At 42.5% G+C, this 24407-nt stretch carries 22 protein-coding genes and 1 pseudogene; 9 read left to right on the top strand and 14 right to left on the bottom strand.

Annotated elements, in window-relative coordinates; translation table 11 throughout:
* Positions 1–112 precede the first annotated feature (112 nt).
* The 5 genes from Q0541_RS13825 to Q0541_RS13805 form a co-directional block, all read right to left on the bottom strand.
* Entirely contained in the window at positions 113–1279 is a 1167-nt protein-coding gene (locus Q0541_RS13825; protein WP_298911180.1) for an EcsC family protein, read from the bottom strand.
* 104 nt (positions 1280–1383) lie between these two features.
* On the bottom strand, positions 1384–1752 hold the full coding sequence (locus tag Q0541_RS13820; protein WP_298911178.1) for a type II toxin-antitoxin system PemK/MazF family toxin: 369 nt from the start codon (positions 1750–1752) through the stop codon (positions 1384–1386).
* Complete coding sequence (locus Q0541_RS13815; protein WP_298911175.1) at positions 1739–1987, bottom strand: hypothetical protein; 249 nt, start codon at positions 1985–1987, stop codon at positions 1739–1741. Before Q0541_RS13815 ends, Q0541_RS13820 begins: the two co-directional genes overlap by 14 nt.
* Before the next feature lie 54 nt (positions 1988–2041).
* Positions 2042–2869 (bottom strand): alpha/beta hydrolase, encoded by an 828-nt coding sequence (locus Q0541_RS13810; RefSeq protein WP_298911173.1) that lies wholly within the window; start codon positions 2867–2869, stop codon positions 2042–2044.
* 58 nt (positions 2870–2927) lie between these two features.
* A complete protein-coding gene (locus Q0541_RS13805; RefSeq protein WP_298911171.1) occupies positions 2928–3653 on the bottom strand; it encodes a 1-acyl-sn-glycerol-3-phosphate acyltransferase in 726 nt (241 codons plus the stop codon).
* Positions 3654–4030: 377 nt separating this feature from the next.
* Here Q0541_RS13805 and metG point away from each other — a divergent pair, with 377 nt between their 5' ends.
* The 5 genes from metG (at position 4031) to menH (ending at position 9190) form a co-directional block, all read left to right on the top strand.
* Positions 4031–5635 (top strand): methionine--tRNA ligase, encoded by a 1605-nt coding sequence (gene metG, locus Q0541_RS13800; RefSeq protein ID WP_298911169.1) that lies wholly within the window; start codon positions 4031–4033, stop codon positions 5633–5635.
* A 163-nt stretch (positions 5636–5798) separates the two neighbouring features.
* Entirely contained in the window at positions 5799–6428 is a 630-nt protein-coding gene (locus tag Q0541_RS13795; protein WP_094348455.1) for an NYN domain-containing protein, read from the top strand.
* On the top strand, positions 6428–7633 hold the full coding sequence (gene lptC / locus Q0541_RS13790) for an LPS export ABC transporter periplasmic protein LptC (RefSeq protein WP_298911165.1): 1206 nt from the start codon (positions 6428–6430) through the stop codon (positions 7631–7633). Before Q0541_RS13795 ends, lptC begins: the two co-directional genes overlap by 1 nt.
* Before the next feature lie 99 nt (positions 7634–7732).
* Positions 7733–8134, top strand: a complete 402-nt coding sequence (locus Q0541_RS13785; protein ID WP_298911163.1) for a metal-sensitive transcriptional regulator — start codon at positions 7733–7735, stop codon at positions 8132–8134.
* Positions 8135–8371: 237 nt separating this feature from the next.
* The gene (gene menH / locus Q0541_RS13780) at positions 8372–9190 is read left to right on the top strand and encodes a 2-succinyl-6-hydroxy-2,4-cyclohexadiene-1-carboxylate synthase (protein WP_298911161.1); all 819 of its coding nucleotides are present in this window, start codon (positions 8372–8374) and stop codon (positions 9188–9190) included.
* Between the two features lie 14 nt (positions 9191–9204).
* On the opposite strand, the gene Q0541_RS13775 is transcribed toward menH, so the two are convergent.
* Positions 9205–9855: a glycoside hydrolase family protein gene (locus Q0541_RS13775; protein ID WP_298911159.1), complete on the bottom strand. Its 651-nt coding sequence runs from the start codon at positions 9853–9855 to the stop codon at positions 9205–9207.
* Positions 9856–9905: 50 nt separating this feature from the next.
* On the opposite strand from Q0541_RS13775, the gene Q0541_RS34435 reads away from it, so the two are divergent.
* The gene (locus Q0541_RS34435) at positions 9906–10139 is read left to right on the top strand and encodes a DUF29 family protein (protein WP_366941870.1); all 234 of its coding nucleotides are present in this window, start codon (positions 9906–9908) and stop codon (positions 10137–10139) included.
* 528 nt (positions 10140–10667) lie between these two features.
* Here Q0541_RS34435 and Q0541_RS13770 read toward each other — a convergent pair.
* Positions 10668–11324 (bottom strand): NAD(P)H-binding protein, encoded by a 657-nt coding sequence (locus Q0541_RS13770; RefSeq protein ID WP_298911157.1) that lies wholly within the window; start codon positions 11322–11324, stop codon positions 10668–10670.
* A 178-nt stretch (positions 11325–11502) separates the two neighbouring features.
* On the opposite strand from Q0541_RS13770, the gene Q0541_RS13765 reads away from it, so the two are divergent.
* Positions 11503–12177, top strand: a complete 675-nt coding sequence (locus tag Q0541_RS13765) for a DUF1997 domain-containing protein (protein ID WP_298911155.1) — start codon at positions 11503–11505, stop codon at positions 12175–12177.
* Positions 12178–12239: 62 nt separating this feature from the next.
* On the opposite strand, the gene Q0541_RS13760 is transcribed toward Q0541_RS13765, so the two are convergent.
* Complete coding sequence (locus Q0541_RS13760; RefSeq protein ID WP_298911153.1) at positions 12240–12710, bottom strand: DUF4079 domain-containing protein; 471 nt, start codon at positions 12708–12710, stop codon at positions 12240–12242.
* Positions 12711–12920: 210 nt separating this feature from the next.
* Here Q0541_RS13760 and Q0541_RS13755 point away from each other — a divergent pair, with 210 nt between their 5' ends.
* Both Q0541_RS13755 and Q0541_RS13750 read left to right on the top strand, forming a co-directional pair.
* Complete coding sequence (locus Q0541_RS13755; RefSeq protein ID WP_298911152.1) at positions 12921–14204, top strand: ankyrin repeat domain-containing protein; 1284 nt, start codon at positions 12921–12923, stop codon at positions 14202–14204.
* 430 nt (positions 14205–14634) lie between these two features.
* The gene (locus tag Q0541_RS13750) at positions 14635–14805 is read left to right on the top strand and encodes a hypothetical protein (RefSeq protein WP_298911151.1); all 171 of its coding nucleotides are present in this window, start codon (positions 14635–14637) and stop codon (positions 14803–14805) included.
* 193 nt (positions 14806–14998) lie between these two features.
* Here the strand turns inward: Q0541_RS13750 and Q0541_RS13745 are convergent, their stop codons facing one another.
* The 6 genes and pseudogenes from Q0541_RS13745 to Q0541_RS13720 all read right to left on the bottom strand — a co-directional run bounded on the left by Q0541_RS13745 (position 14999) and on the right by Q0541_RS13720 (position 24189).
* Positions 14999–16390 (bottom strand): PP2C family protein-serine/threonine phosphatase, encoded by a 1392-nt coding sequence (locus tag Q0541_RS13745; RefSeq protein WP_298911150.1) that lies wholly within the window; start codon positions 16388–16390, stop codon positions 14999–15001.
* 1484 nt (positions 16391–17874) lie between these two features.
* The gene (gene ftsY, locus Q0541_RS13740; protein ID WP_298911148.1) at positions 17875–19527 is read right to left on the bottom strand and encodes a signal recognition particle-docking protein FtsY; all 1653 of its coding nucleotides are present in this window, start codon (positions 19525–19527) and stop codon (positions 17875–17877) included.
* Between the two features lie 498 nt (positions 19528–20025).
* Positions 20026–20667: a transcription antitermination factor NusB gene (gene nusB, locus Q0541_RS13735; RefSeq protein WP_298911146.1), complete on the bottom strand. Its 642-nt coding sequence runs from the start codon at positions 20665–20667 to the stop codon at positions 20026–20028.
* A gap of 122 nt (positions 20668–20789) precedes the next feature.
* Positions 20790–21555 (bottom strand): annotated as a pseudogene (locus tag Q0541_RS13730) (DUF502 domain-containing protein).
* Between the two features lie 756 nt (positions 21556–22311).
* Positions 22312–23220 (bottom strand): glycosyltransferase family 2 protein, encoded by a 909-nt coding sequence (locus tag Q0541_RS13725; protein WP_298911144.1) that lies wholly within the window; start codon positions 23218–23220, stop codon positions 22312–22314.
* Between the two features lie 126 nt (positions 23221–23346).
* A complete protein-coding gene (locus tag Q0541_RS13720; protein ID WP_298911142.1) occupies positions 23347–24189 on the bottom strand; it encodes an HpsJ family protein in 843 nt (280 codons plus the stop codon).
* Between the last annotated feature and the right edge of the window lie 218 nt (positions 24190–24407).

The raw sequence follows: 24407 nt of genomic DNA, 5'->3' as shown, positions 1-24407 counted from the left end.
GAGTATCAAAGACTCGTTAACAGAGTTCTAAGGTGGATTGACGAGTATCAAAGACTCATTTACGAGTGCTATTTATACCAACTCGCTAAATTATAGCTACTCGCCCCATGCCCTATGCCCCAATTCCATTTGTGTCAATGTCAAATTTCTTAGCGATCGCTGTGATTATATGTTGCTCAACTGGTGTAATCTGATTGTCAAGCTGGGCAATTTTGTAACACTGAGTCAACAAGGGTATGGCAAAATCACGATTTAGCTGATTGAGCAGTATATCAAAAGACTTAAGTGATTTGATATTTTGGGCAATGGTATCCAACGAGTTATGACTGAGGTTTAGAGCTTGTAATTCTGGCAAAATTTCTTTCCAAGTCTTTTCTGGATGGCTAGCCAGGATCATGTGAACTAAGATTTGATCCATGACGGCTTCTTGAGCGATCGCACTTTCTAGATACTTTTCACTCTCTGCTTTTAATGTTGCCAATGTCTGTGGCGATTCCAGGGAAGTTGATTCATCCAGCTTGGCTTCGTAAAATCGACAAGCAGCGTAGCCCAATGAATAGATCATCGTCGCATTTGAACTAGCTGCGATCGCTGCACCCGCCAAGGGTACATTTCGCAGCAAGCCTAATCCCGCAGCTTTCAACAGACGACTTCCACCCAAAGCTAAACCAAAAATTGCCAAAATTTCACCTTTACGGGCAGGATTTTTTAAATCTAGCCCGTAGACAGATGCAATTTGATAAAGCATTTCTGACTGCAATTTGGTTGTCGCTGTTAAATCAATTGCCAACAATGCCACTGCTATTCCTGGCAAAATACTAGTGGCTAGTCCAACTGTGCCTGCTTGAGTTGCTTTTTCCACCATGATTCGGTGAGCAATCTGGCTGGGTGATTCATTTGGATACTGTTTTTTCAGCTTGTTTACCGCAACTTCTGCTTTTTCCAAATCAACAAGATTAGTATCACTAATTAGCCAATTTAGATTTAACACTCCAGATAGTTTTCTAATTAGCCAATTTTCACTGAGGCGATTCACAACCTCACCGCTGGTTTGAGTTGTTTGCTCAATTAACTTGTGTGTTTCTTTCGCCGTCGCTTCTCCCACCCCTACTGCTGTATCTAAAACTGCTTTGCCAGTCTCAGCAACAGTTTTAACAAAAGACTCTAATATAGACGGTTCATTTTCTACTGATGATTGAGTCTGGATTTTTACTTGTGAAGTTTCTCTGGGTGAATTAACTAATTTATTCACCTCTGTTTCTTGGGGTTTGTCTGCCATTGCTTGATACCATCCTGTAAAGCCTCTCTCTTTAAATTTGTAGCGAAGTGTGAGTGGCTTTACATCCCTCTCTAAACGTAAATATCAGTTTAAAATTAACTATTTTATTGTCTGAATAACTGTGTTAATCCATCAACAATAGGAACATATTGCTCAGGGGTGAGTGTTCCCAAATACGTCAAAACTCGATTTATATCTAATCCCCGCGTTTGATCTAGCAAGACAATGGAAGACAAAGGCAAACCACCAGCACTAGCTGGCAAACGCGGGTATAAGCTGGGATTATTAAACACCCAAGAACCACTCTGGGTAGTTAAAGGTGCAATCATTAGCATTGGATAGCGGACTTCTGCCCAAGGTATACCGACAACTACAGCAGGTCGAGTTCCTTGCTGTTCACGTCCTCTAGGAGTACTAGTAGGCAAAGTTACTATAACTACGTCGCCACACTCAAGCAAATCAGGTTGGAGCATTCTTGCCACCAACAACTGTTAGCCCAACTCCAGGAATATATTCTACTGGCTTGTCTTTTGGCTGTCCTTGGGAACCCCAATCATAATAGTCTTCTTGAAGTAAATTGCCTTCGCTTTGGTTAATTTCCTCATTTAAGAATTGCCACAGTTGATGTTTTTCTTCTAAAGGAAGGTTGGCAATAGCATCTAGAAGTGATTCAAAAGGAATTTGCAGTTTGACAGTTGTTTTAGTCATAGTCTGTTTTGAATTTGTTTTATTAATTTCTATTTGATCAGATCGCTCCTCACTCTATCCTCTCACCTCTAGCCCCGTACCTATATCAGCTTTACTTTCTAAAAAGTTGTTAGCCTTGAGAATGTCATAGAGATTAATATCTTCCTCTAACAAACAAGCGTGTCCGCAATTGGGCAACACCACAATCTTGGTACTTGGTAAGATATTCGCGATCCGCTTCACTTCAGTTACAGAAGGCAAAAGGCGATCGCTACCACCGGCAATCAACAGAACTGGTTGAGTTAAGCGACTTAACTGCTCATCATCAATATGAAACTCTCGCAGTAAAGACAACCGCCAAAGAACGGTTTCTAAGGGGATAGAACGCATAGTTTTCAGCAGCTCATGGCGATCGCTTCGGGAAATGCGTGGCAAAGATGATAAAAACGGCAATAACACCAGTGCCCCAACATCATACAATCCTGATGGCACTAAGTAAGTTAGTTGGGATGCCCAACTTAACCAAGGGCGAAGATGAAAGGACGAAGCTGGGTTAATTAGGATAATTCGCTTAAATAACTCTGGTGCTTGGATTGCCACTTTCATTGCCAAGCAACCACCAAAGGACTCACCACACAAGTAAACTGGCCTCTGAGAGCTTTTTTCTAATTCAGCGTCGATCAAGTCCAATACACTTTTAGCTAGCACATCCCAAGTGTTCAGGTCTTTCCGTGGGAGCGCCAAACAACGGACATCAAAGCCAGCTTCTAATCCAGCGGTTTGCGATCGCAATAATTGACCTGTTCCATCCATTCCTGGCAAGTATACCAACAACGGATACTCTGGCTGTACTCGTTCAGGAGTCAGGAAACAAGGGTTTAGCTCAACTTCTGTTGTAGTCATTGGTAGATAAATTTTGGACTGGTAATTGTTAGTTATAAAAGCTTCGGTGCTTTTGATTCTAATAGCAACCTTGACGCAGTAAATTGCTAATTTCGCCGTGACAGTGTTCTGTCAGTTTAGCCACAACAGTTCTGGCTTGTTTCCCGTGATATTTTTTCTTGTGTTGGGGCGTAATCCAATAAGGGTGACCGATTAACACAGCAACCCGACGATAAATTACCAGAGGATGCCAACCACCTTGGTTAAATAAAGGTTCTGAAGGGTCAAATACACTCAAAAGCTTTAAGGGGAAGCCAGAAGTGTTCACCTCTTCTAAGGAGGCGATCGCGATCGGTAAAATAGCTAAATCCTGCACATCAGCTCGCAATGCCAAATGGGCAAATCCCCGCTGAAATTTACCCATTTGGTTTGGCACAGTAAATTTCACCATTGGTTCAGTTCCTTCTGGAAAGACTCCCACCATCTGTCTAGACTGCAACAGCATCTGTGATTGCGAAAAAAAGCTATGCTGGCGGTTTTGAGTTTCCTCCAAAGGAAAACACCCGAATTGTCCGATGACAATCTCCCGCATTACTGGCACTTGTCCCATGTAGTGATGGCAAGCAAAGCGAATCGGATTCGATAACGCTGCCATTAAAATCAGTGCATCCATAAAGCTGCGGTGATTGCTGACTACCAATACACTGGCACCCTGGGGAATCCGATCCTCGTAATAACGAAACATTTGCGTTGAGAGTGCTGCCATCAAAGCGCGAGAAATTTCCAGGGGGCTATTTAGACTCATACCTAATCAATATATTTTCCGGTAAAGATGGCAGTTTATCTTAATTTTATTTTTACATTTCTTTACTATTGCCATGACTGTCTTAAGATAGAAATGTCTAATCCACAAACTCAGCTAGATTTTCTGCGCTTGGGATTCTGTATTCCTGAACACAATAATATCTAATAGAAAGTATTTAAAAAAATTATGATTAGTTAATTTCCAGATTTTGGGCATAAATTAGCTGAATTGATGGATATTACAAAACAATTATTGACCTGAGAAATTTGCTAATATAAAAAAAGTATGGGAAAAAATAGAAATAATATTGTATAATTTCATTTTTTGCCGATAAAAGTAAAATGTAAAACGTTTTAATAAGTTGATTTTTATTTTGCATGAATCTAGTGGATAAAACAGAAAAGACATTTGCACTGACAACACCCCTATATTATGTAAACGATATTCCTCATATAGGCAGTGCTTATACAACGATCGCAGCAGATGTAATCGCGCGATTTCAGAGGCTGCTGGGGTATAAGGTATTACTGATTACAGGTACAGATGAACATGGACAAAAAATTCAGCGATCGGCAGAAAGTTTAGGCAAAGCACCACAAGAGTTTTGCGATGAAATTGTCCCTAGTTTCATTAGTTTATGGCAGTTACTAGATATTCAATATGATCGCTTTAGTCGAACTACTGCGCCTCGTCATGAAGCGATCGTTAAAGAATTCTTTGAGCGAGTCTGGGAATCTGGTGATATCTACCAGGGACAACAAAAAGGCTGGTATTGCGTATCCTGCGAAGAATTCAAAGAAGAACGGGATCTGCTAGAAGGACACCGTTGCGCGATTCATACTAATAAAGAAGTCGAGTGGCGAGACGAGCAAAACTATTTTTTTCGCTTATCCAAATATCAAACTAAGCTGACAGAATTTTATCAATCTAGACCGGATTTTATTCAACCAGAAAGTCGGCGGAATGAAGTCCTCAGCTTTGTAAATCAAGGGCTGCAAGACTTTTCCATTTCACGGGTGAATCTAGATTGGGGTTTTCCCGTACCAGTTGATCCCAAGCACACCCTTTATGTCTGGTTTGACGCGCTGCTAGGTTATGTCACAGCATTATTAGAACCAGATGCAGAACCGACTTTAGCAAATGCTTTAGAAACATGGTGGCCAATTAACTTGCACTTAATTGGTAAAGATATTCTGCGCTTCCATGCAGTTTATTGGCCCGCAATGTTGTTGTCGGCTGGCTTACCCTTGCCGGGGCGAGTATTTGGGCATGGCTTTTTGACTAAAGATGGTCAAAAAATGGGCAAAAGTCTGGGTAACACCCTTGATCCTGTGGCGTTAGTTCAGCGCTATGGTAGTGATGCCGTTCGTTATTACTTCCTTAAGGAAATCGAATTTGGCAAGGATGGAGATTTTAATGAAGTAAGGTTCATTAATGTTCTGAATGCAGATTTGGCGAATGATTTAGGTAATTTGCTCAATCGCACCTTGAGCATGGTGAAGAAATACTGCGCTGACAATAATGTCCCATCAATCGGCAATGAAGGAATTCCTGACGAAAATCCTTTGAAAACAATTGGTTTACGTTTAGGGGAACAGGTGAAACAAGCCTATGAAGAGCTAGCTTTCAGTCAAGCCTGCGGGGCTATCCTTTCACTGGCGCAAGCTAGTAATAAGTTTATTGATGAACAAGCTCCTTGGTCATTATATAAACAGGGACAGCAGGAGTCCGTAGAAAAAGTTCTCTACGCAGTTCTAGAATCAGTTAGACTATCAGCTTATCTCCTATCCCCAATTATTCCGAACATCAGTAGCGATATTTATCAGCAACTGGGCTTTGGAATAAACTTTAACGATCAAATACAAAGTTCAGTTACCGCTCCTTTTGCCACCCATGCAACATGGGGAATACTATCGAGTAAACAAGAGTTGGGTACACACCAACCAGTTTTTAAGCGAATAGAACCCCCAAAAAACGATTAGTCCTTATCAAACTCTGATTTTGTTCAATTTCTTATTCTCTCAAAAAATTTATCGGGGCTTAACTTAAATTAGCCCCGGAAGATTATCATAAGCCGCTGTGACTAGTATCTAAAAGTTCGTAAGTATCAAAAATAACAAGGATAAAAATCGAGGTATGAGAACGATGTTGAATAATTTGGAAAACGATTCAATATTTACGCCAGAACAAGTTTTAGAGAATCGGGGCAGGGTCGCCATATTTATTGATGGCTCAAATCTATTTTACGCTGCATTACAACTAGGGATTGAAATCGATTATACGAAGCTATTGTGTCGATTAACAGGAGGTTCTAGACTCCTGCGTTCTTTTTTCTACACTGGTGTAGACCGAACAAACGAGAAGCAACAGGGGTTTCTGCTGTGGATGCGTCGCAATGGCTATCGAGTCATTGCTAAGGATTTGGTCCAGCTACCAGATGGCTCTAAAAAAGCTAACCTGGATGTAGAAATAGCAGTAGACATGATGGCGTTAGTAGATTCTTATGATACCGCAGTTTTAGTCAGCGGTGATGGGGATTTAGCATATGCGGTCAATTCAGTGAGCTATCGCGGCGTGCGAGTAGAAGTGGTGAGTTTGCGTTCGATGACCAGCGACAGCTTAATTAATGTAAGCGATCGCTACATTGATTTAGAAGCCATCAAAGAGGATATTCAAAAAACCCCTCGCCAAAGCTATCCATACCGGCCGTTATCTGGTATCGGTTTTTTGGAAGACCCCAGAACTAGTGATGGACACCTAGAAATCCAAGAATAATGGCGCATCAATTTCATAAAAGGGGGAGAGAGGGGGTAAGAAAAATTCAAAATTACTCCTTCACTCCCTCCTTCCTGCTTTTTCCTTTGATTTTTTTCTTGGTATTTGGTTTAGTTGCCTGCGGGGGTAAATCCCCCCTAGCTTCTCAACAAAATACTGCGACTTCATCTAACCAAGATAGCAATTTGACCTTCTTTGATGTCACCCTAGAACAAGCAGATGAAGTGGGAAGACCGATTTGGAAAGTTAGGGCTAAAACCGCAAAATACACCAAAGAAAAACAAATTGGTCAGGCTGAAAGTCCTTATGGTGAGCTATATCAAGATGGCAAAGTAGTTTACCAAATTAAGGCAGATGTAGCAGATATTGAACAAGATGGGAAGCAGTTGTTTCTTAAGGGTAAGATATTTGCCATAGATCCTAGTAATGGGATTGTGTTGCAAGGTAATGAATTAGAATGGCGTCCCAAAGAAGATTTGTTGATTGTCCGCAAGCAGATTAATGGTAATCATAAACAACTACAAGCAGTGGCGCAGGAAGCGCGAGTTAAAACCCGCGAACAGCGCATGGAATTTTCTGGAGGGGTAGTGGCAAATTCCACTGATCCCCAGATGCAAGTAAGAACCGAGCATTTGATCTGGAATATTAAAGAAGAAAAATTGATTGGCGATCGCCCGTTACAAATTGACCGCTACAAAGATAATAAAATTAGCGATCGCGGTAAGGGAAATTCTGCTGAAGTCAACTTAAAAACAAAAATTGCCACTATTCAACAGAATGCTCAATTAGAATTACTAGACCCACCAATGCAAATAGCTAGTAACTCTATGACCTGGAACATGAACGCAGAAACTGTCACCACAAACTCGCCCACGCGAATGTTCCAGCGTGCCGAAAATGTTACAGTGACAGCCAATCAAGGTGAAATGAAAATACCGCAAAAAACCGTTTATTTAACAGGTAAGGTCAACGCCGTTGGTCAGCGTCGCCAGTCTCTGAGATCCAATACACTAACTTGGTATCTAGACAATAAGTTAGTTGAAGCTCAGGGAAATGTGATTTATCGGCAAGTTGACCCGCCGTTAAATTTTGCGGGTGAAACAGCCGTTGGTAATCTGCAAACAGAAAATATTGTTGTCAAAGGTGGGAGTTCTAGCGGTAGAGTAGTAACGGAGATTATTCCCCAAGAAAGAGCCAATCGTTAGTAGTAAAGTTAGGGAGAATGGGGCCCACCCTGACTCATAAATTTTGGGTTGGTCGAGTACTAGGCTAGGATCTTAGTACTACAAGTCTTTTAATAACTCATGAATGGATCAAACCGATTAGGTAAAGAATCCTTGCCAACATCCCAGCAAGCAGAACATTCCCACAATCACGATACAGACCACGAACATACAGATCATGCTCATGGGACTGGAGAGTCGGCTCATTCTCATGTCCATAGCGAAGAGTCTTTACGGCGAATTGTCAATCGATTATCGCGGATAGAAGGACATGTTCGCGGTATTAAGACAATGGTGCAGCAAAGTAGCCCTTGTCCTGATGTTCTACTCCAAATTGCCGCAGTGCGCGGTGCATTGGATCGGGTAGCGCGAATTGTTTTGGATGAACATTTAACTGAGTGTATTGGTAGAGCCGCACAAGAAGGTAATATTGATGTTGAAATTAAACAGTTAAAAGCTGCTTTGGATCGATTTTTACCTTAAAAATTAGAAAAATAAAAAATTATAGGGGTTATCATCCTGGTGAGGTACGTTTTCAAATGATAGTTTGGGCGGTTCCAAAGCAGTTACAGGGCGGTAAATAGACCCTCAAATTTGTAGTAAGCGCTTACTAGGAATCTTGTGCATAAGCCATAAAATAATCCGGTGTGCGATCGCACTTAATTTCTACTGTAGACGAGCGATCGCGCTAACATAATTTATGCGCCAACTTCCTAAAATATGATTCTTAAAAATTATCAATTTTACTATTCTTTAATTGGCACTCTAGATAAACCACTAATTCTTTTTTTGCATGGCTTCATGGGTAACATTGATGAATTTGATGAACCCATAAAATTACTATTAGACGAATTTTCCTATTTAACAATTGACCTTCCTGGACACGGAAAAACTCAAGTTGTGGGTGGGGATGATTACTATACAATGACAAATACTGCCCATGCCTTAATCAACTTGCTGGATGAGTTAAAAATTGCCAAATGTTTCTTAGTTGGTTATTCAATGGGTGGAAGATTGGCTTTATACCTCACCCTACATTTTCCCGAACGTTTCTTAAAAGTTGTACTAGAGTCAGCTTCCCCAGGTTTATCAGCAGAAGCAGAACGATTAGAACGTATTAAGCTTGATACGCAAATAGGTAGAAAATTAGCAAGAAGTGTTGTTAGAACTGATTTTGCTGCTTTTCTATCAAATTGGTACAATCAAACGATTTTTGGGAATCTAAAAAATCATCTAGAATACGCTCGCATGATAGAAAGTCGGTTGCAGAATAATCCCCAGGAATTAGATAAATCATTGCGTTTTATGGGGACTGGCTGCCAACCATCTTTATGGGAAAAGCTACAAGATAATAAAATATCTATGCTTTTACTAGTCGGTGAATATGATGAAAAATTTATATCTATTAATACAAAAATGGCTAAAATATGTGAAATTGCCCAGTTAAAAATAATTAGTAATGCTGGACATAATATTCATTTTGAAAATACCTTGGCATTTGTAGAAAATATCAAATATTTTTTGTCTGCTGTAAGTTAAAGATTAGGATTACTTCACTGCTTCTTTACTGCCTTGCTAAAAGGAGTTGGAGATGGTGTCAATTTCGTGGCTGTTGGTTGTTTAGCTGCGGTTAATTCCTCTTGCAACATTTTCTGATAAACCTTAGGCAAAGAGCTACTAACAAAATTGGTTTCTATACCATATCCTAGACTTGTCCAAGTGGGAGAAAGTCGCCGCAAAACATCATTTAACTTTCCCTGATGCAACAGTTGAGAAATATCAGTTCCCCAAACTTTAGAATCACTTAACCAACGGTAAACTACTATATCTTGATATTCTGCTTCAAAACTATAAGTAGTCCAAAACATCATTTGCATCGGCTTTGGGTGATAACGGGGGGCTAAACGATACCAAGTAATGTTGATAATTTGATATCTGCCAGCAGCCGTAGAACAATTACCTGTGTTGGGACCTGTGACAATTGTGACGCATATTTCAGGATGTCGGCTAAGGTCGTTGACTTGTTGTCCACCATACAACAGCGAATAGGGACGATTGCCACTGGCTTCACTCGCTGAGATGGTTCGCATTAAAGCGCGGATATAGGGATCGCCCTGTTTCATGACCAAAGGCGGCTGTTTAACTGCAAAGATGGGATCAGAAGGCGATCGCAAGTCTCCAATATACCATTGCAACAAATACACAAAGCCGAGAAGCGCGGCTATTGGCCCAATAAGTTTTTCAACACCTTTGAATTCAAAGCCTTTCAGAGTCCGACTCCTTCAAATTCGCTCTCTTTGCTAACAAAAATCATCGACGAACTCATTCTGACAAAGTTCACACCTATTCTCTTAACTGCTTAGGTGCAGTTTATATTAAAGCCAGAAGACAAGCAATTCAAAAAACAGGTTTAACGCCTGAGATTTTCCCAGAACAATGCCCTTTGACTCCTGAAGATATTTTTAACAGTGAGTACTTCCCACAATAAAAGTGATTTTATATCACTTTTGTGAAGATGAAGGTAATAAGAGAGCGATCGCTTGTCTATCATGAATAAGTGTAGGAGTAAACCGCCGGATCAGAAATGCGCTTTAACCCTACGTTTTGGGTGTGGGATGCAGCGATCGCTTTCGGGAGTGAAATCAAGGGGCGGTCAATTTAGATGAGGTAAGCTAATTGACAAAGTGCGACGCCGATAGCGTACCCCTACGGGGAAGCAAGTTACGCGCAGCGTCTCCAAGAGTTGCGTTAGCGAGTATTCGTACCCTTACGGGGAAGCAAGCTACGCGCAGCGTCTCGTAAGAGAGCGTCATAGCCTGCACAACTCTTGGAGACGCTCTTGCTAGCAAGATCCCCGTAGGGGTAAGACATGGTTCGACACTTGTCTACGAGAGGCTGCGCCAACGACAAGCTCAGTGCATCGCTGCGCTCATCAGCCGCTCAGTGACCATCGTAGACATCGCTTTTCCATGAAGATGTGAGCCGATCATTTTGGGGAATAGAATCCAATCGAATATCAGCACTGTTGAAATAGCTCCTTAAAGCTTTTTGAGGCTGCTTCAGGTTTTGCAACAATTTCGACAAGTTTATTGCGTGCATCTGCTTCAAACAGCGCTTCAACAGCAACTTGGGCGACTTTTTGCCTGGGGATGCTACCGTCGAACAGTGTATCAGCACTCTGCATCACGATCGCGTCGAGGTTATCTTCATTCTTCAACCCACCAGGTCGCACAATCGTATAGGTAAGGCCACTTTTCTGGATATACTCTTCAGCTTGTTTTTTCCACACCAAAATCAGCCAAAACAAGTTTAGCGGATGGAAAAGCTGGGAAGTACACAATGAAGAAACGAAGACAAAATGCTCAATTCCCTTTACCTTAGCAGCATCTACTAAATTTTTACTCCCTTCAAAATCTACCTTATAGGGGCCAGTGGGGTCAAAGCTAGGTTTTGCCCCAGTAGCAACCAACAGAACTGTGCTATCTCCCAACCCAGCAGTCAGACTTTCTGGTTGTAACACGTCGCCTACCACTAATTCGACTTCAGGAGACAGAATACCTTTGGCTTTCTCTACATCCCGCACCAAGGCTCGGACGGGAATATTCCGCGCTATTAATTCTTGCACAATCCGACGACCTGTTTCACCCGTTGCCCCTGCTACAAATGCTTTCATGAGAAATGCTATCCTGGGAAACTATTGTGTGCTTGTTCAGTTCTTTATTTTAGTAATTCTATGGAGGTAATGGCAGATTAATGAGGTTTCGGTCAAAATAGGATCTGAATGCGAAATCACCCAGGCGCATGGGGAATTATTAATATAGATCAACGCCAAAATATACAGTAATGCATTTATGCTTTCAACAAAAGGCGAATATAAATCCTGGGAAATAACAGAAGCAGTTTTACCTCTAGCGTCCAGCCAACAAGAAGCTGAGGACACATTAACAGAAGAAAATGTAGCGACGCTTACAAAATTTTCTGGTCATTATCAAGATTTTATGGAAATGCCTGCCCCAGCCCAGAAGGTTGCTGAGTATCTCAATGCTCACGCCTCATGGTTTTGTCGTTGCGCTGAACCCATGAAGGTACAATTACTTGGGGAAAATGGCTATGCTTTAGTAATTGGTCGTTTTGGTGCTTTTGGTTATGAAGTAGAACCGAAAATTGGTTTGGAATTGTTGCCTCCAGAGGAGGGTATTTACCGCATCCGTACAATCCCCATTCCTGATTACCAACCGCCTGGTTATGACGTAGACTATCGGGCATCTCTACAATTAATAGAAAACGATGCTTCCACTAACATGGGTGAGGTTACCAAAGTTGAATGGGAATTGGATTTAATGGTTGATTTGCACTTTCCCAGGTTTATTCAGCGATTACCCAAGTCTATAATTCAATCTACAGGCGATCGCTTACTTAACCAAATTGTCCGCCAAGTCTCTCGCCGCTTAACTCGCAAAGTTCAGGAAGATTTTCATAAATCTTTGAAAATACCTTTTGCTGCTAATTCTAAGCAAAAGCAGTGATTCAACAGTTATTTTTTGTCATTTGTCAAAAATTAGTGACAAATGACAAACTACTACTTAATCTATGCTTGAGTCAGAATTCTTTGGACAATTTGCACGCCAGTAACAGCCTGCCAAGCAAAAAGTCCCAAAAGGATAGAATTCAACAAAATGTGAGTTGCACGCGCCCAATTTGCCCCTTTCTGCATATAAGGAGACAAAGCAGCAGAAAATGCAATCAAACTCATCATACCCAGCCCTGCTAGTAGGTGAGATCCGAAAAATAACTTACCATTATTGATGTAAGTGACAGCCATTGCACCGATCGCACCTGCCACCATCAAAGCTAGGAGTATAGACCCGATTTGGTAGTGTCTGACGTTATATCTACCTTTAATCAGTTCTTTCTTTTCTTCCCCCTTAGCATTTCTGGTATGCTGTACTTGCAGCCCCAAGTAGGCAGCATAAATTGAGAGTGCTAATAGTGCCCACATGAGCACCGGATGAATGAAGTTCAGCCAATATTTAATTGATGGAGTAAGTTGCAGACTCATTGTGTTCTCGCCTAATTATTAAATCTTCATAAAAATTAGCATAACTCTAGTTTCTGTGGTTAAAGCTGCACAGAGTAAAAGAGAATAAGGAAAATTCTGTTCTCCCATCTCCCCTACTATTTTGCTTCGCCCTCTTGCCAAAGTGGATAAACAATCTCAGACTGAATTTTAAGGGTAGACGAACAAAACCCCCTGTGTGGGATCTTATCCATGACTGAAAACAACGATACTTTGCTGCTGAAAGCTGCTAAAAGTGGTGATATTAAGGGGCTATGTGCGCTACTAAGTGCTGGTGCCTTGGTGGACACGTGCGATCGCCAAGGCACGACGGCGTTAATGTTTGCTGCCAATTTAGGCTATACCGAAATTGTGCGATCGCTGCTGGATGCTGGGGCAAATATCAACTTGAAAAGAAAACTCTATGGTTTGACAGCTTTGATGTTGGCAGCTAGTGCCAAACAGTTTGACATTGTGCAGCTTTTACTATCCAAAGGTGCTGATGTAAATGCCACTAATGAAGATGGCAGCACAGCTTTAATGGCAGCAGTACTCAAAGGCCATGTAGATATAGTGCGAGTCTTATTGGCTGCTGGTGCGAAGGTGAATATCAAAGATAAAGATGATGATGCTGCCTTGAAAATCGCCGTTAAGCAGGGACAAATAGAAGTTATAGAAGCAATTCTTCAAACTGGTGCCGATGTCAATATCCGAGATGAGGAGGGTGAGACACTCTTAACATTAGCGGCAGACTTGGGACATCTGGAGATTGTGGAAGCACTGCTAGCAGCAGGGGCTGATGTGAATGTGAAAAACGCTAATGGTGGAATTGCCCTATCGGCAGCAGCAGCAGCGGGACACAGTGAGATTGCAGCAGCTTTACTAGATCGAGGTGCCGAGATTAATCTCCAAGATCAAGATGGTGAAACTGCCCTACACCTTGCCGTTGTGGAAGGCTACATTGATGTCGTACAAGTGTTACTTAACAGGGGTGCAGATGCCCAAATTAGGAACCACCTGGGTGATACGCCACTGCTTGTAGCAGCATTGCAGGGACATAGCCAAATTGTCGAGGCACTGCTGCGTTCTGGGGGAGATATTAATGGTAAAAATCTTGGTGAACTACCTTTGACATTGGCTGCATCACAAGGACACACCCAAACAGTGAAAGTGTTGCTAGACTATGGTGCTGATGTCAAGACACCGGGGGATGATGGTAAAACTGCTTTGATCAAGGCAACCGAACGCAAGCACACAGAGATTATACATTTGCTGCTGGCAAAGGGGGCAGATGTGAATTTTCAAGACTCAGCCAGGGCAACATCTTTGATGTGGGCTGCCTCAGCAGGTTATGACGAAATCGTGCAGGTATTACTCCAAGCTGGGGCAGATGTGAATTTGAAAAACCGTGGTGGTTATACTGCTTTGATGATTGCAGAATTTAATGGTTATAAAAATGTGGTGCGGAGTCTACAAAAAGCTGGGGCGCAAGAATAGCCATCTGAATTCTGAATTTAAAATATTTTTATAAATATCTTGACAAATCATTAAATGAAGGTTATTAACTTAAATACCAAGGAACTTGAAAACAAACAAGTCTAGACTTGAGAAATAAACAAAGCAAAACTCCGTCGTTGCTGTTGTGAACTTGCTACGGCGGAGAAAGGAAAAATAAAAACGCCAAAACGGAGCAGGCCAAATGCTTGCGTCACAAGGATAGAAAGAAAGCAAAAATGAAGAAGTAAATTTACCTTTTACTTTTTACCTTGTACATTTTACCTTTTACCTGGTCTCCCCCTCGGCGTTTCCTACTGTGCTAGATGTGCAAAATATATAGTTTTTACTTGAACAGAAAAGTATTCTAAGGATCATTTTTTATGTATTATTCTAAAGGCTAAACACAAACGATTCACTAAAAAAGGTTGGTGTGCGGCCATTTGGGCGATCGCTACAGAAAGTCAAAGAAAAAATAATTGAAGAAGAATTTACCTATTTAAAATCTAGGAATCAGAATCAAGACGCCAAGAGACTCGCTACCACTGGCTATCAGTGGGGGATTCAGACGCGCAACTACGAAAGTTGGCTACCAAATCTATGATTTGGTGGGGGTGGCAAGAGTAGCCACTGCGTTGAGCGAGGCAATGCCCTTTTCACATTGCCAGAGGCTAGCGCCTGCCGTAGGATGCCCGAATGCAAGAGCGTCTCCTTAAGATAGAAGGGCTGTAGGGAGAAGCAAGTGGCGTCAGGGTGCGCCCCAGTGCGGGTGGGATAGTTTTATTATGGGTAAATGACTATAAAATTTGCAGAACAACTAGTGTCATATCATCAGTGTTTTGCCTATCAGCACCAATGAATTGCTGAACTTGGTCAAATAGGTAATCCACAATCTCCTGTGGGCCATTGCAGTACTTGCAAGCCGTATTGAAGCTAGTGACAAAGTTGTCTTCATCGAAGCGATCGCCACCAGCGGCAGCAGCATCGGTCAAGCCATCTGTATAGTAAATAATTGTATCCCCAGGCTCTAACTGTGCCTGGGCATCTTCATATTGGCTGTTAGCATCCAAACCGATTAACATTCCTAAAGTATCTAAACGGCTGACAGTTTTCGTGGCTGCGTGCCACCATAAGGGAGGATTATGTGCCGCATTACTATAAGATAAAATTCGGTTATGGGGATTATATTCTGAGTAAAATAGCGTTACAAAACGCTGGGAATTGTCCAAATCTGCATACATAACTCTATTTAAGTTTTGCAGAATTCCTGCTGGGGAATTACCATGTAGCACTTCTCCCCGTAGCATTCCCCGCATCATCGTCATAATCAGCCCAGCGGGGACACCTTTGCCCATGACATCTCCAATAACTAAACCCCAGCGACTAGTTTCCGTGCTGCCTTTGGTCTTGGGCTGAATCTTATTGTGATTCGTAGCAATAAAGTCGTAGTAGTCTCCGCCAACGCGATTGGCAGGTTTACAACGTGCCGCTAGGACAGCACCAGGGATTATCGGGCATTGACGTGGCAGAAGTCGCCGTTGAATTTCTGCGCCAATTTCTAGTTCTTGGTCTAGGCGTTCTTTTTTTCTTAATTCTACAGCTAGTTCATCGTTTTCGATCGCTACTGCTGTTTGGTCTGCCACTAACCTAACTAACTTTTGCCTAGTTTCTGTCCAACTATATTCTGGATCGCGGCTCAAGACATAGAGCCATCCCCGTTCTGTATGCTTCACCAGAATCGCCGTACCAAAGATTTGCACATCTGGCCCCAAATAGCGATGCATCTGGTCTTCCATTATCCCCGTGGCATTAGCTAGAGGGGCAGTATTGGGCATAAGTGTGATTTGACTGCTGGCTATTTCTAGCGCTTTGCGGATATTTTTTCGTTGACGACTATCTTGCCAATGTAACTGCTCTAACCTGACTTGACCATTAGGTTTGTAGAGGAAGAGGGCGCTACCGTCTGCATCTGTCACTCTTGTTGCCATCAGCGGGATCAGTTCCAAAAACTGATTCAAATTATTGAAACTTCTCAGGGCAAATCCTAAAGAACTTAGCAAATCTTGAATTTTGTTCTGTTCCCGGTGTAACCTTGCCACGAGTTCTTTGAGTGCCACGACTGGTGTGACATCCGTCGCGGTACTACTATTGTTGTCAGTGGGTTGAGAGGGCAGTTGAGACACAGGCACAGGTACTATTGCACTTTATATTGGCAGATTTTAGATTACTTATAAATCTTTTGGCTTTGGCATTGCTAAACCATATTTAGACAAGACTTGTCACTTTAGCAAGAGTATAAAGACGTAACAAGCAACTTTTATGAGTATTTTATTTGCTTATTATATTTTTGACGGAAAATTAGTAATTTAAAATCATGTATTTTTAGTCAAAACCCAACCCGTAAAAATTACTAGTTTCGGTGATAATTAAGAAAGTTTTTCATTTTTTCATAACTTAATTCCCAAAGCATATCTCTAAAGTAATAAAAATACTTTATTCCAAGAATAATTTATAACGTTTTCAGAGTCACTATTTGGGCAGAGACAACTAGGAGACTAGAAGTCTTTTTCGTGAAAACCTCTATCAGCGCTAAAATCGAGCTTGGTTTGGGAAAAAACAGACTTACATTCATTCCCAAACCTGAGAATATGTAAATAAGTCTTCAAATACTTAATTTGTATCCCATAATTGCCGGAATAATCGCCAATATTGAGCTTTTTCATTTTAAATTTCTCGTTTTGTAAATTTTGACTTGCTCAATATACAAAAATTAAACCCAATGAAACGGAATAAAAGTGAGATAACTTAATCTTTCGAGCCAGTGATAACAGACTTAAAGCATTAACCTGTAATTGATTTTAGGTGGGAGTCATTTGGTAAGTGTAAGATATCAATACAAGAGATGACACTAAATCTAGAAAAATCTCCTCCAAGAACTTTAAGTCAAAAACCAGAAAGAGTGTTGTCATTTAACTATCAGAGTTCAAACCTCTCGATTTACTACAAAAAATATTTGTGATACTTTTGCAAATAATATCTGAGAATGCACCTGGGAGTGTTGAACCAGCTTACTTACACCAATTTGCTTTTTGAGTCCACAGTGGACGATTCTCCGAAGTTCTGATGGTCGGAAGCCGTCCTTTTCCTGAGGTCAGCGCTGGGCAAACAACTGACACTCGTACTCCTACTCTTAAGTAAGTTACGTGCAGCATGCACCTCTTTCGACTCGCTAACGCGGTTGCTTTAAATCGCCATAGCTAATACCAGTCACTTGCGGAGGATAACACCCTCCCTCAGTGCTGGACTCACCCGCGCTGGCTCCCCAACGCACTACTCATAGCTCAGACTGCTGTCCATCCCACAATAGTTATATTTATGGGGGGTAAGCGTCTCGACTGCCCTTTAAATTGCTGCAAGATGCGAGTTTACGGGCTTTTATGTGTTGCAAATAAATGCCCGCTGCTACCTTTAAAAAGCCCATTCAGGGCGTGAAAAAAGGGCATTAGCTTGAAATTTTAGCAAAACTCACCCATCTATTGTGGCAAACTCATGATTTTAGGACTTGAGCTGTTTCCAGTATTTTGTTTCTAATTAGTTCGAGTGATAATACCAGATTAGTCATCCCTAAATTTATCAGTTTGTCAAGAAAAATTTTTAACTATAAATTTTTCAACTAGCCACTCAAGAGAGCTTCGACAAACTCATAGCTAGAAAAGGGGCGCAGGTCTTCAATTCCTTCGCCAGCACCAATAAAGCGAATGGGTAAACCTAGCTGCTGCACAACGGCAAGGGCAACACCGCCTTTGGCGGTGCCGTCCAGTTTGGTTAAGACAACGCCACTTAATTGGGCAGCTTGGGAGAAAACTTCGGCTTGCCGCAGTCCATTTTGACCTAAAGTGGCATCTAAAACCAATAGAGATTCTACTTTGGCATTTGGGGCTTTTTTGTCGATAATTCGCCGGATTTTGCTGAGTTCGTCCATTAAATTTTTCTTGTTTTGCAATCGCCCAGCTGTATCTACCAAAAGTAATTCTGTTTGACGCGCTTGGGCGGCAGCGATCGCATCAAATACAACTGCTGCCGGATCTGTATTTTTCCCAGGATTAGCAATTACTTCTACACCACTTCTACTACCCCAAACCTTGACCTGTTCCACGGCGGCGGCGCGGAAGGTGTCTGCTGCCCCAATCAAGCATTTATAACCAGATTTTTGTCCCAGGTGGGCAATTTTGCCGATGGTAGTGGTTTTACCGGCACCATTCACCCCAGTGATTAACCAAATATTTAAGGTTTCTTTTTCTATGGTAAAGGTAGTTTTCTGAGATGTTTTGCTCGGTGCATCCAGCATATCCCGGAGAATTTTTTTTAGGTAAGCGATCGCTTCTTCAGGTGCAGTGACTTCTTCTCGAAGTTTTTTCTGTAGGGCATTGATAATAAAGTCTGTCGCCTCTACACCCACATCAGCTTGCAGGAGCAATGCCTCAATTTCTGTCACAGCAGCAAGGTTTAGCGGCCCTTGACCAACGATCGCCTTTAGTTGGTTGAGGATGCTACGACGAGTTTTGTCTAAGCCTTGCCGAAGCTTTTTTAGCCAGGTAATTTCTTCAATAGAAACCTCTTCTGGACTTCTACCTTGAGCTGCTAGGACTTTCGCTGACCAGACAAACCCATCATCAAATACCAGTCCAGGAATTTCCTCTCCTGTCTCTGAGGTTGCAGCTACTGGCTGTACTACCTCCGGTTCTGGTATTTCAATGGCGGTGGCTATTAGTTGTTCCAGCTTGGCTTGCCGTTCTGCCGCCGCCCGTTCTAAGAAGGATAAGGTGGCTGGTGCTGTTGGCTGTGTTGCCTCTGGCGTAGCTAGTGGTTCGATGGGCGTTGGTTCAACTTCACTTGCCTTTATTTCTGGGCTTTTGACATCTGGCTCTTCAGGAATTGCTGCTACTGAGGAATCTTCTGTACTTTCTTCCTCAGTAGCTGCTTGGATAACTTCTGGCTGTGGAGTTTCTACAGTTGTACTAACACGTTCCTCAGTTGCTTCTGGTTCAGTGATTTCCGCAATTGCCGTTTCTGCGGTTTCAGGTTGTGCTGAATCAGGTGAGGTTTCTACTACCTCAGCTTGTTGTTTTTGCTGAATATTTTTGTAGGCAGCTTTAGCAAACGCCAACAAATCTGCCGTTGTGTCTGGTGCAGTTTCAGCAGTTGGTGTTGACGTTTCGGCTGGCTCTGGTTGGGGTTCTTGTACAGCAGGAGTTTCTTCCTGTTTCTGATCAGAGGGAGTGTTAGAGGAATCGTTATATTGACGACGGAACCAATTAAAAACCATTGCAGCAGTATTAGTTATATGAGTTATAAGTTATAAGTTATGAGTTTAATTTAACTTTGCACTTTTTCTTGGGGTGAAAACTTCTGGGTTATCCTCACCTTTCAACGCCAGTTTGAGGAGAATCGGTACTAACAGAGGGTTCCTTCCGTTCGTGCAGTGTCTCACGCCACTTGACGCCAGTCCGCTCAAGTCGGGATACCATGCACGGCAGTTCCTCCTCGGGGAAACCCCCAGACGCTCTCTACGAGACGCTCTTGCGTTCGCAGGCTCGCTACCGCTGCGCTATGCGCGGCATCGTCTCCCCTTCTCCCAAAGGGATAAGACCGCAGTGGCTCCCCTTCTCACATTGCCAGAGGCTAGCGCCTGCCCTAGGATGCCCGAACGCAAGAGCGTCTCCTGTCTTGAGAAGGGCTGTAGGGAGAATCTCGGAAAAAGCCGCTTCTGCGGCTACAGACTTTTCTCTATGGCAGTATAGGAATTACGAATTACGTAGCGGTACTATGCTGTTTTTTTCTGCTCAGTGACTCGGCGCAAAACACCGTTAATAAACCGATGACCGTCGTCTCCACTGTAGCGTTTGGCTAGCTCCACAGCTTCGTTGATGGCAATACTATCTGCAACTCCTAAGAACTTCATTTCTGCCACAGCGATTTGTAGGATATCGCGGTCGATTTGGGCGAGGCGAGTTACTTGCCAATCTACTAAGGCACTAGAAAGGAGTTCATCTATAATGTGTCGATTTTCGTTGACGGTAATCACAAGCTCTTTAGCGTAATTCCGGACTCCCTTATCCTGATTAGCTAACTGAATCAATTCTGGGAAATCAACTGCTGTACCCAACTGATTGATTGCTGTCTGGGTGCAGGCGATCGCCTCTTGAAGCATTGTTCTAGCACTATTGAGGTCGGAGGCCCGAGTTTGGCTACTTAAGATGCGATCGTTACTGCGTTGTAGTTCACCTGCGGCATTATCAAGGGTATCTTGCACTTCTGAGGTCAGGGTGCGTACTGCTCCTAGCACCAACTTGGATACTAGTTGATCGTCTGCCAATTTATCTAATTTCTTTGGGTTAACTGGCAATTGGCTAAGGCTTAAAAGCGCTAATTCACGAGCAATTTGCTGGGGTTTACGAGGTTGCATAAAAATGAGAGGTGATTGTGCGAGAACTGATGAACTAGGCAGGACAAACTTACAAGCCTATCAATTTTGGCACAGTCCAACAACAACATTACGCATTTGCTTGTGACTTTGCCAGATTGATTTTAAGTTTCTTCAACGGGAATAACCTGCTGCTTGATTTGGTTGTGTTTGACTTCCAGTGTGGACCCTTTGGGGAAAACCAAGGACGTATTGGGGGCGACAATGCCACCTAATACAACTATTTTAAAGGCGTCTTCAATCGACATGGAGAGGTTCACCACCTCGTCTTCAGGAACGAGTGCGTACCATCCGGTAGTCGGATTCGGGGTGGTGGGGATAAAAACACTTAGCACGGGGCGAGACATCTGGGCTTGGATATCACTGCTGATTGCACCAGTAACAAAGGCGATCGCCCAAATTCCTCGGCGGGGATACTCTACCAAAATTACCCGGCGAAACTTGCCATTGGAATCTTTGACTATTGTTTCTAAAAGCTGCTTCAGGGTTTTATATACCTGTCCCGCTAAAGGAATTGCCTGTAATAACCGCTCACCAAAATCTAGCAACCTACCGCCCAGCAATATTGCGAGCCATCAAGCCCATCAATAAGATACTCAGTAGGGGTACAGCTAATCCTACTAATAAATTCAGTAAAATTACTAAAATTAAGTTTAAGCCATCAAAGGGATTCAGCTGTTTGGGAATTTGGGTGAGGAAGTTGATTACCTAAGTAGCAATGGTAATTGTCAGCCAGATAGTGGTTGCTAACGGAATTACTACCAACAAACCAGTAATCAGGTCGTTTTTTAAGTCCTGTTTTAGGCGATCGATTACCAAGCCCCGATTCTCCTGTTTTAAGCTAGAGGAACTTTTTTTATTGGTATCCATACCAGGATATTAGTCAAATAGCAAAGGCTTTACTTGAAGCAGCTTCTGCCGCAAGTAACTGTCCAAAACGCTAGCAGCTTGGCTGCTGCCGCCAAAACACATACTTGTGGAAATCAGCTATTTTCCTACAAGCATACACATAGACATCAACCAATCCGATGGCGACTGGTTATTCTCAGAGAATGTTACTTTTGTTTGTAAGACTTGTAAATGATTGTTGCAAGTCCTTAAGTATTACTAATCTACCGCGCTCAATCAAAAGCTGCTCATGATTGTGAAAGGATCACCAGGTAAACTGAGGAATTATTGTATCTGGTCAGTCACTCACATTTGAGCCGGAATGGCTTTTATGAAAATATTCTGTTAAAGATATTAATTTATTATGGTGGTTCTCGTTTAGCTGGAACACGCGATAGGGGCGCACAGCTAGCTGTGCGCCCCTACTTGTAAATTCTGATTTTGCGATCGCGTCCGCGCTTACCGTAGGCGATCGCTGCTTTAAATTGCAGTGCGTAATCCTTCTAAGACTTACGCAGAGCAGATCCCCCAACCCCCTTATAAAAGTTAGCTCTTAAGGTTTCCCTTTTTTGGGAGCCAGCTGCGTGGGCGGGTCACCCACGCCAGTCCTTTAGCGGGGGAACTGCCGCAAGCGGTTGGCTCGACTTGAGCGGACTGGCGTCAAGTGGCGTGGGTTATGAGGGATCTAGGTTTCAGGTTTTTAGTGCGTAAGTCCTGCCTTGTAATCTCCAGTCCTCTTTACACCGCATCAGCCTGTGTAGTTTCAGAATCCGCGCACTGCACCTGTTGTGTACTCTCTTGTGCCAGAATTGCTGTTGCGTCTAAATTAGGTTTTGGTAAATACTTCATTTCCCAAACTTTGAGCAAAATCAGGTATTCGTAGAATGCCTGCAATGTACACCAAGCAAGTCCAGCGCCTCCATCTAAACATCCGCCTAAGATAAAATACATATATACAAAGCGTAGCAACGGTCTGGCGGGTAAACGCAAAGACAAATCTTTTAGGGCACGGCGTTTTTCGATTTCCGATTTGCCAAAAAATAAATCTTGCCAGTTCACCTTTCCTTGTTCTAGTTGATACAATGTTTCTTGAGCTTCATCTGTAGAATAACGGTTATGTTTTTCAATCCAGCGGCTCAAGCCTTTGCTACAAGTGTAATGAGGATATGTTTCTTTTAAAAAGCTAGTTGCACCCTCACAAACTTCCCGTTCAGTATGACCATAGTCTGTAAACCACACTTTACCGTAGCGGAAGAGGCGCATTTGGTAACGGGGATACTGTGTGCTGTAGCGAATCCAACGATTCATGAACATGACACGTTCAGCTACGTAGTAACCGATGTAGTCTGGATTCTGACTTACCTTTTCGCATTCCGCGAAAAGCTCTGGTGTCATGCGCTCATCAGCTTCGAGAATGTAAACCCATTCGTGCTTCGGGGGGATAGACTCTAACATCCAAGTGCGTTGGCGTCCGTGGCTTTCAAAAGCGTGTTGGATGACGCGGATGGGATAGCAACTAGCGATTTCCACAGTGCGATCGCTACTGCATGAATCCACAACAATGATGTCATCCGATAGCATCGCCGATTCGATACAAGCAGCAATATCTAGCTCTTCGTTATATGTCAGTATGTAAATTGAGAACATTACCCAGGTTTTATAGCGATTTTACTAATTGATAATTGCCTTTTTATTGTTATTAACTATTAGGCGTATGGCAGTATGGGCTGTCAACAATTATTGGATAGATCCTACTGCCATACTGATAGTGGATTAGCGGGCGGTAGCTCTAGGTTTAGCACCTTGTAAAGCACCTCTACCTCTTAAGCCTGTCCAGCCGATGATAATGTAACCAATGGACAACAGCAAACTGCTAATCCCAATCCGCAGTCCAGACTTCCAAGCAGCATCTTTAGCTTGTTGCTCTGTTTCGTCTCTGCGCTGGCGAACTTGGCTCAATTGTTGATTTCGCAGCGTCTGAAGATCTGTTTGTTGTTCGATAGCTTTGTCAAGTACTTGGGGATCTGTTTTAGCCTTCTTGAGTAACTCTTTTATATTTGCGGGAATTTGAGGGCTTTCAAGTGCTTGCTTATATTTTTGCTCATCTTTGAGAATTTCACTAAATTGAGCTTTGGTTTGGTTTCGGAGTTGCTCTAGTTGAGCTTTTCCTTGGTCAGTATTCAGTTGTGCTTGCAATTGCGATAACCGATTGTTCAGTTGATTTTCTGCCTGATCTGCTTCTTGGGCGATGCGGCTGATTGTTTGAGTCTTAGCTTGATTGACGTTATTGAGGTGCAGGGGAAAAATCAGCAAGAACATCAACCCCAAAATACTTGATAGGATCAGGGCGGGAAATCTTAAATCGATACCTTGGGGGCGATCGCTTGTGGTATCAGCACTATCAATCCAATAGGCAGCAAACAGAAGCCCCAAACCTACTAAAGGAACAATTCCGCGATCAACTAGCGCTGTTGCCAAGTTGATTTGCCATACCCGATCAGTAGGTTGAAAAGGTAACAATAGAATCAAAAAGTCAACGAAAAAGGACAAAATGCAGATTATTCCAACTACTTTAACTGTGAGAGCAGTGCTCACGGAAGCAAGACGGTTAACCATAATTCTTCAAACTTGTGGTGAATACGATTGATTTTCATATTTCAAGCTACTTAAATATTGTGCCCATGACTGTGACTATTGTGTAGAAATACAAAGCAGATTCAATACTGGTCAAGGCTATCTGCTTCTTGGTTTTCAACTAGGCCAGAGTAACATTTGTTATGTACTGTGTCTTCAGGAAATCCCTGGTGTTTTAAGATACGAAGTTAATGCGGGAC

Source organism: uncultured Nostoc sp., assembly GCF_937863485.1.
GTDB lineage: Bacteria > Cyanobacteriota > Cyanobacteriia > Cyanobacteriales > Nostocaceae > Nostoc.
The sequence above is the reverse complement of the archived record's forward strand: the minus strand, read 5'-3'. Positions and strand labels throughout refer to the sequence as shown.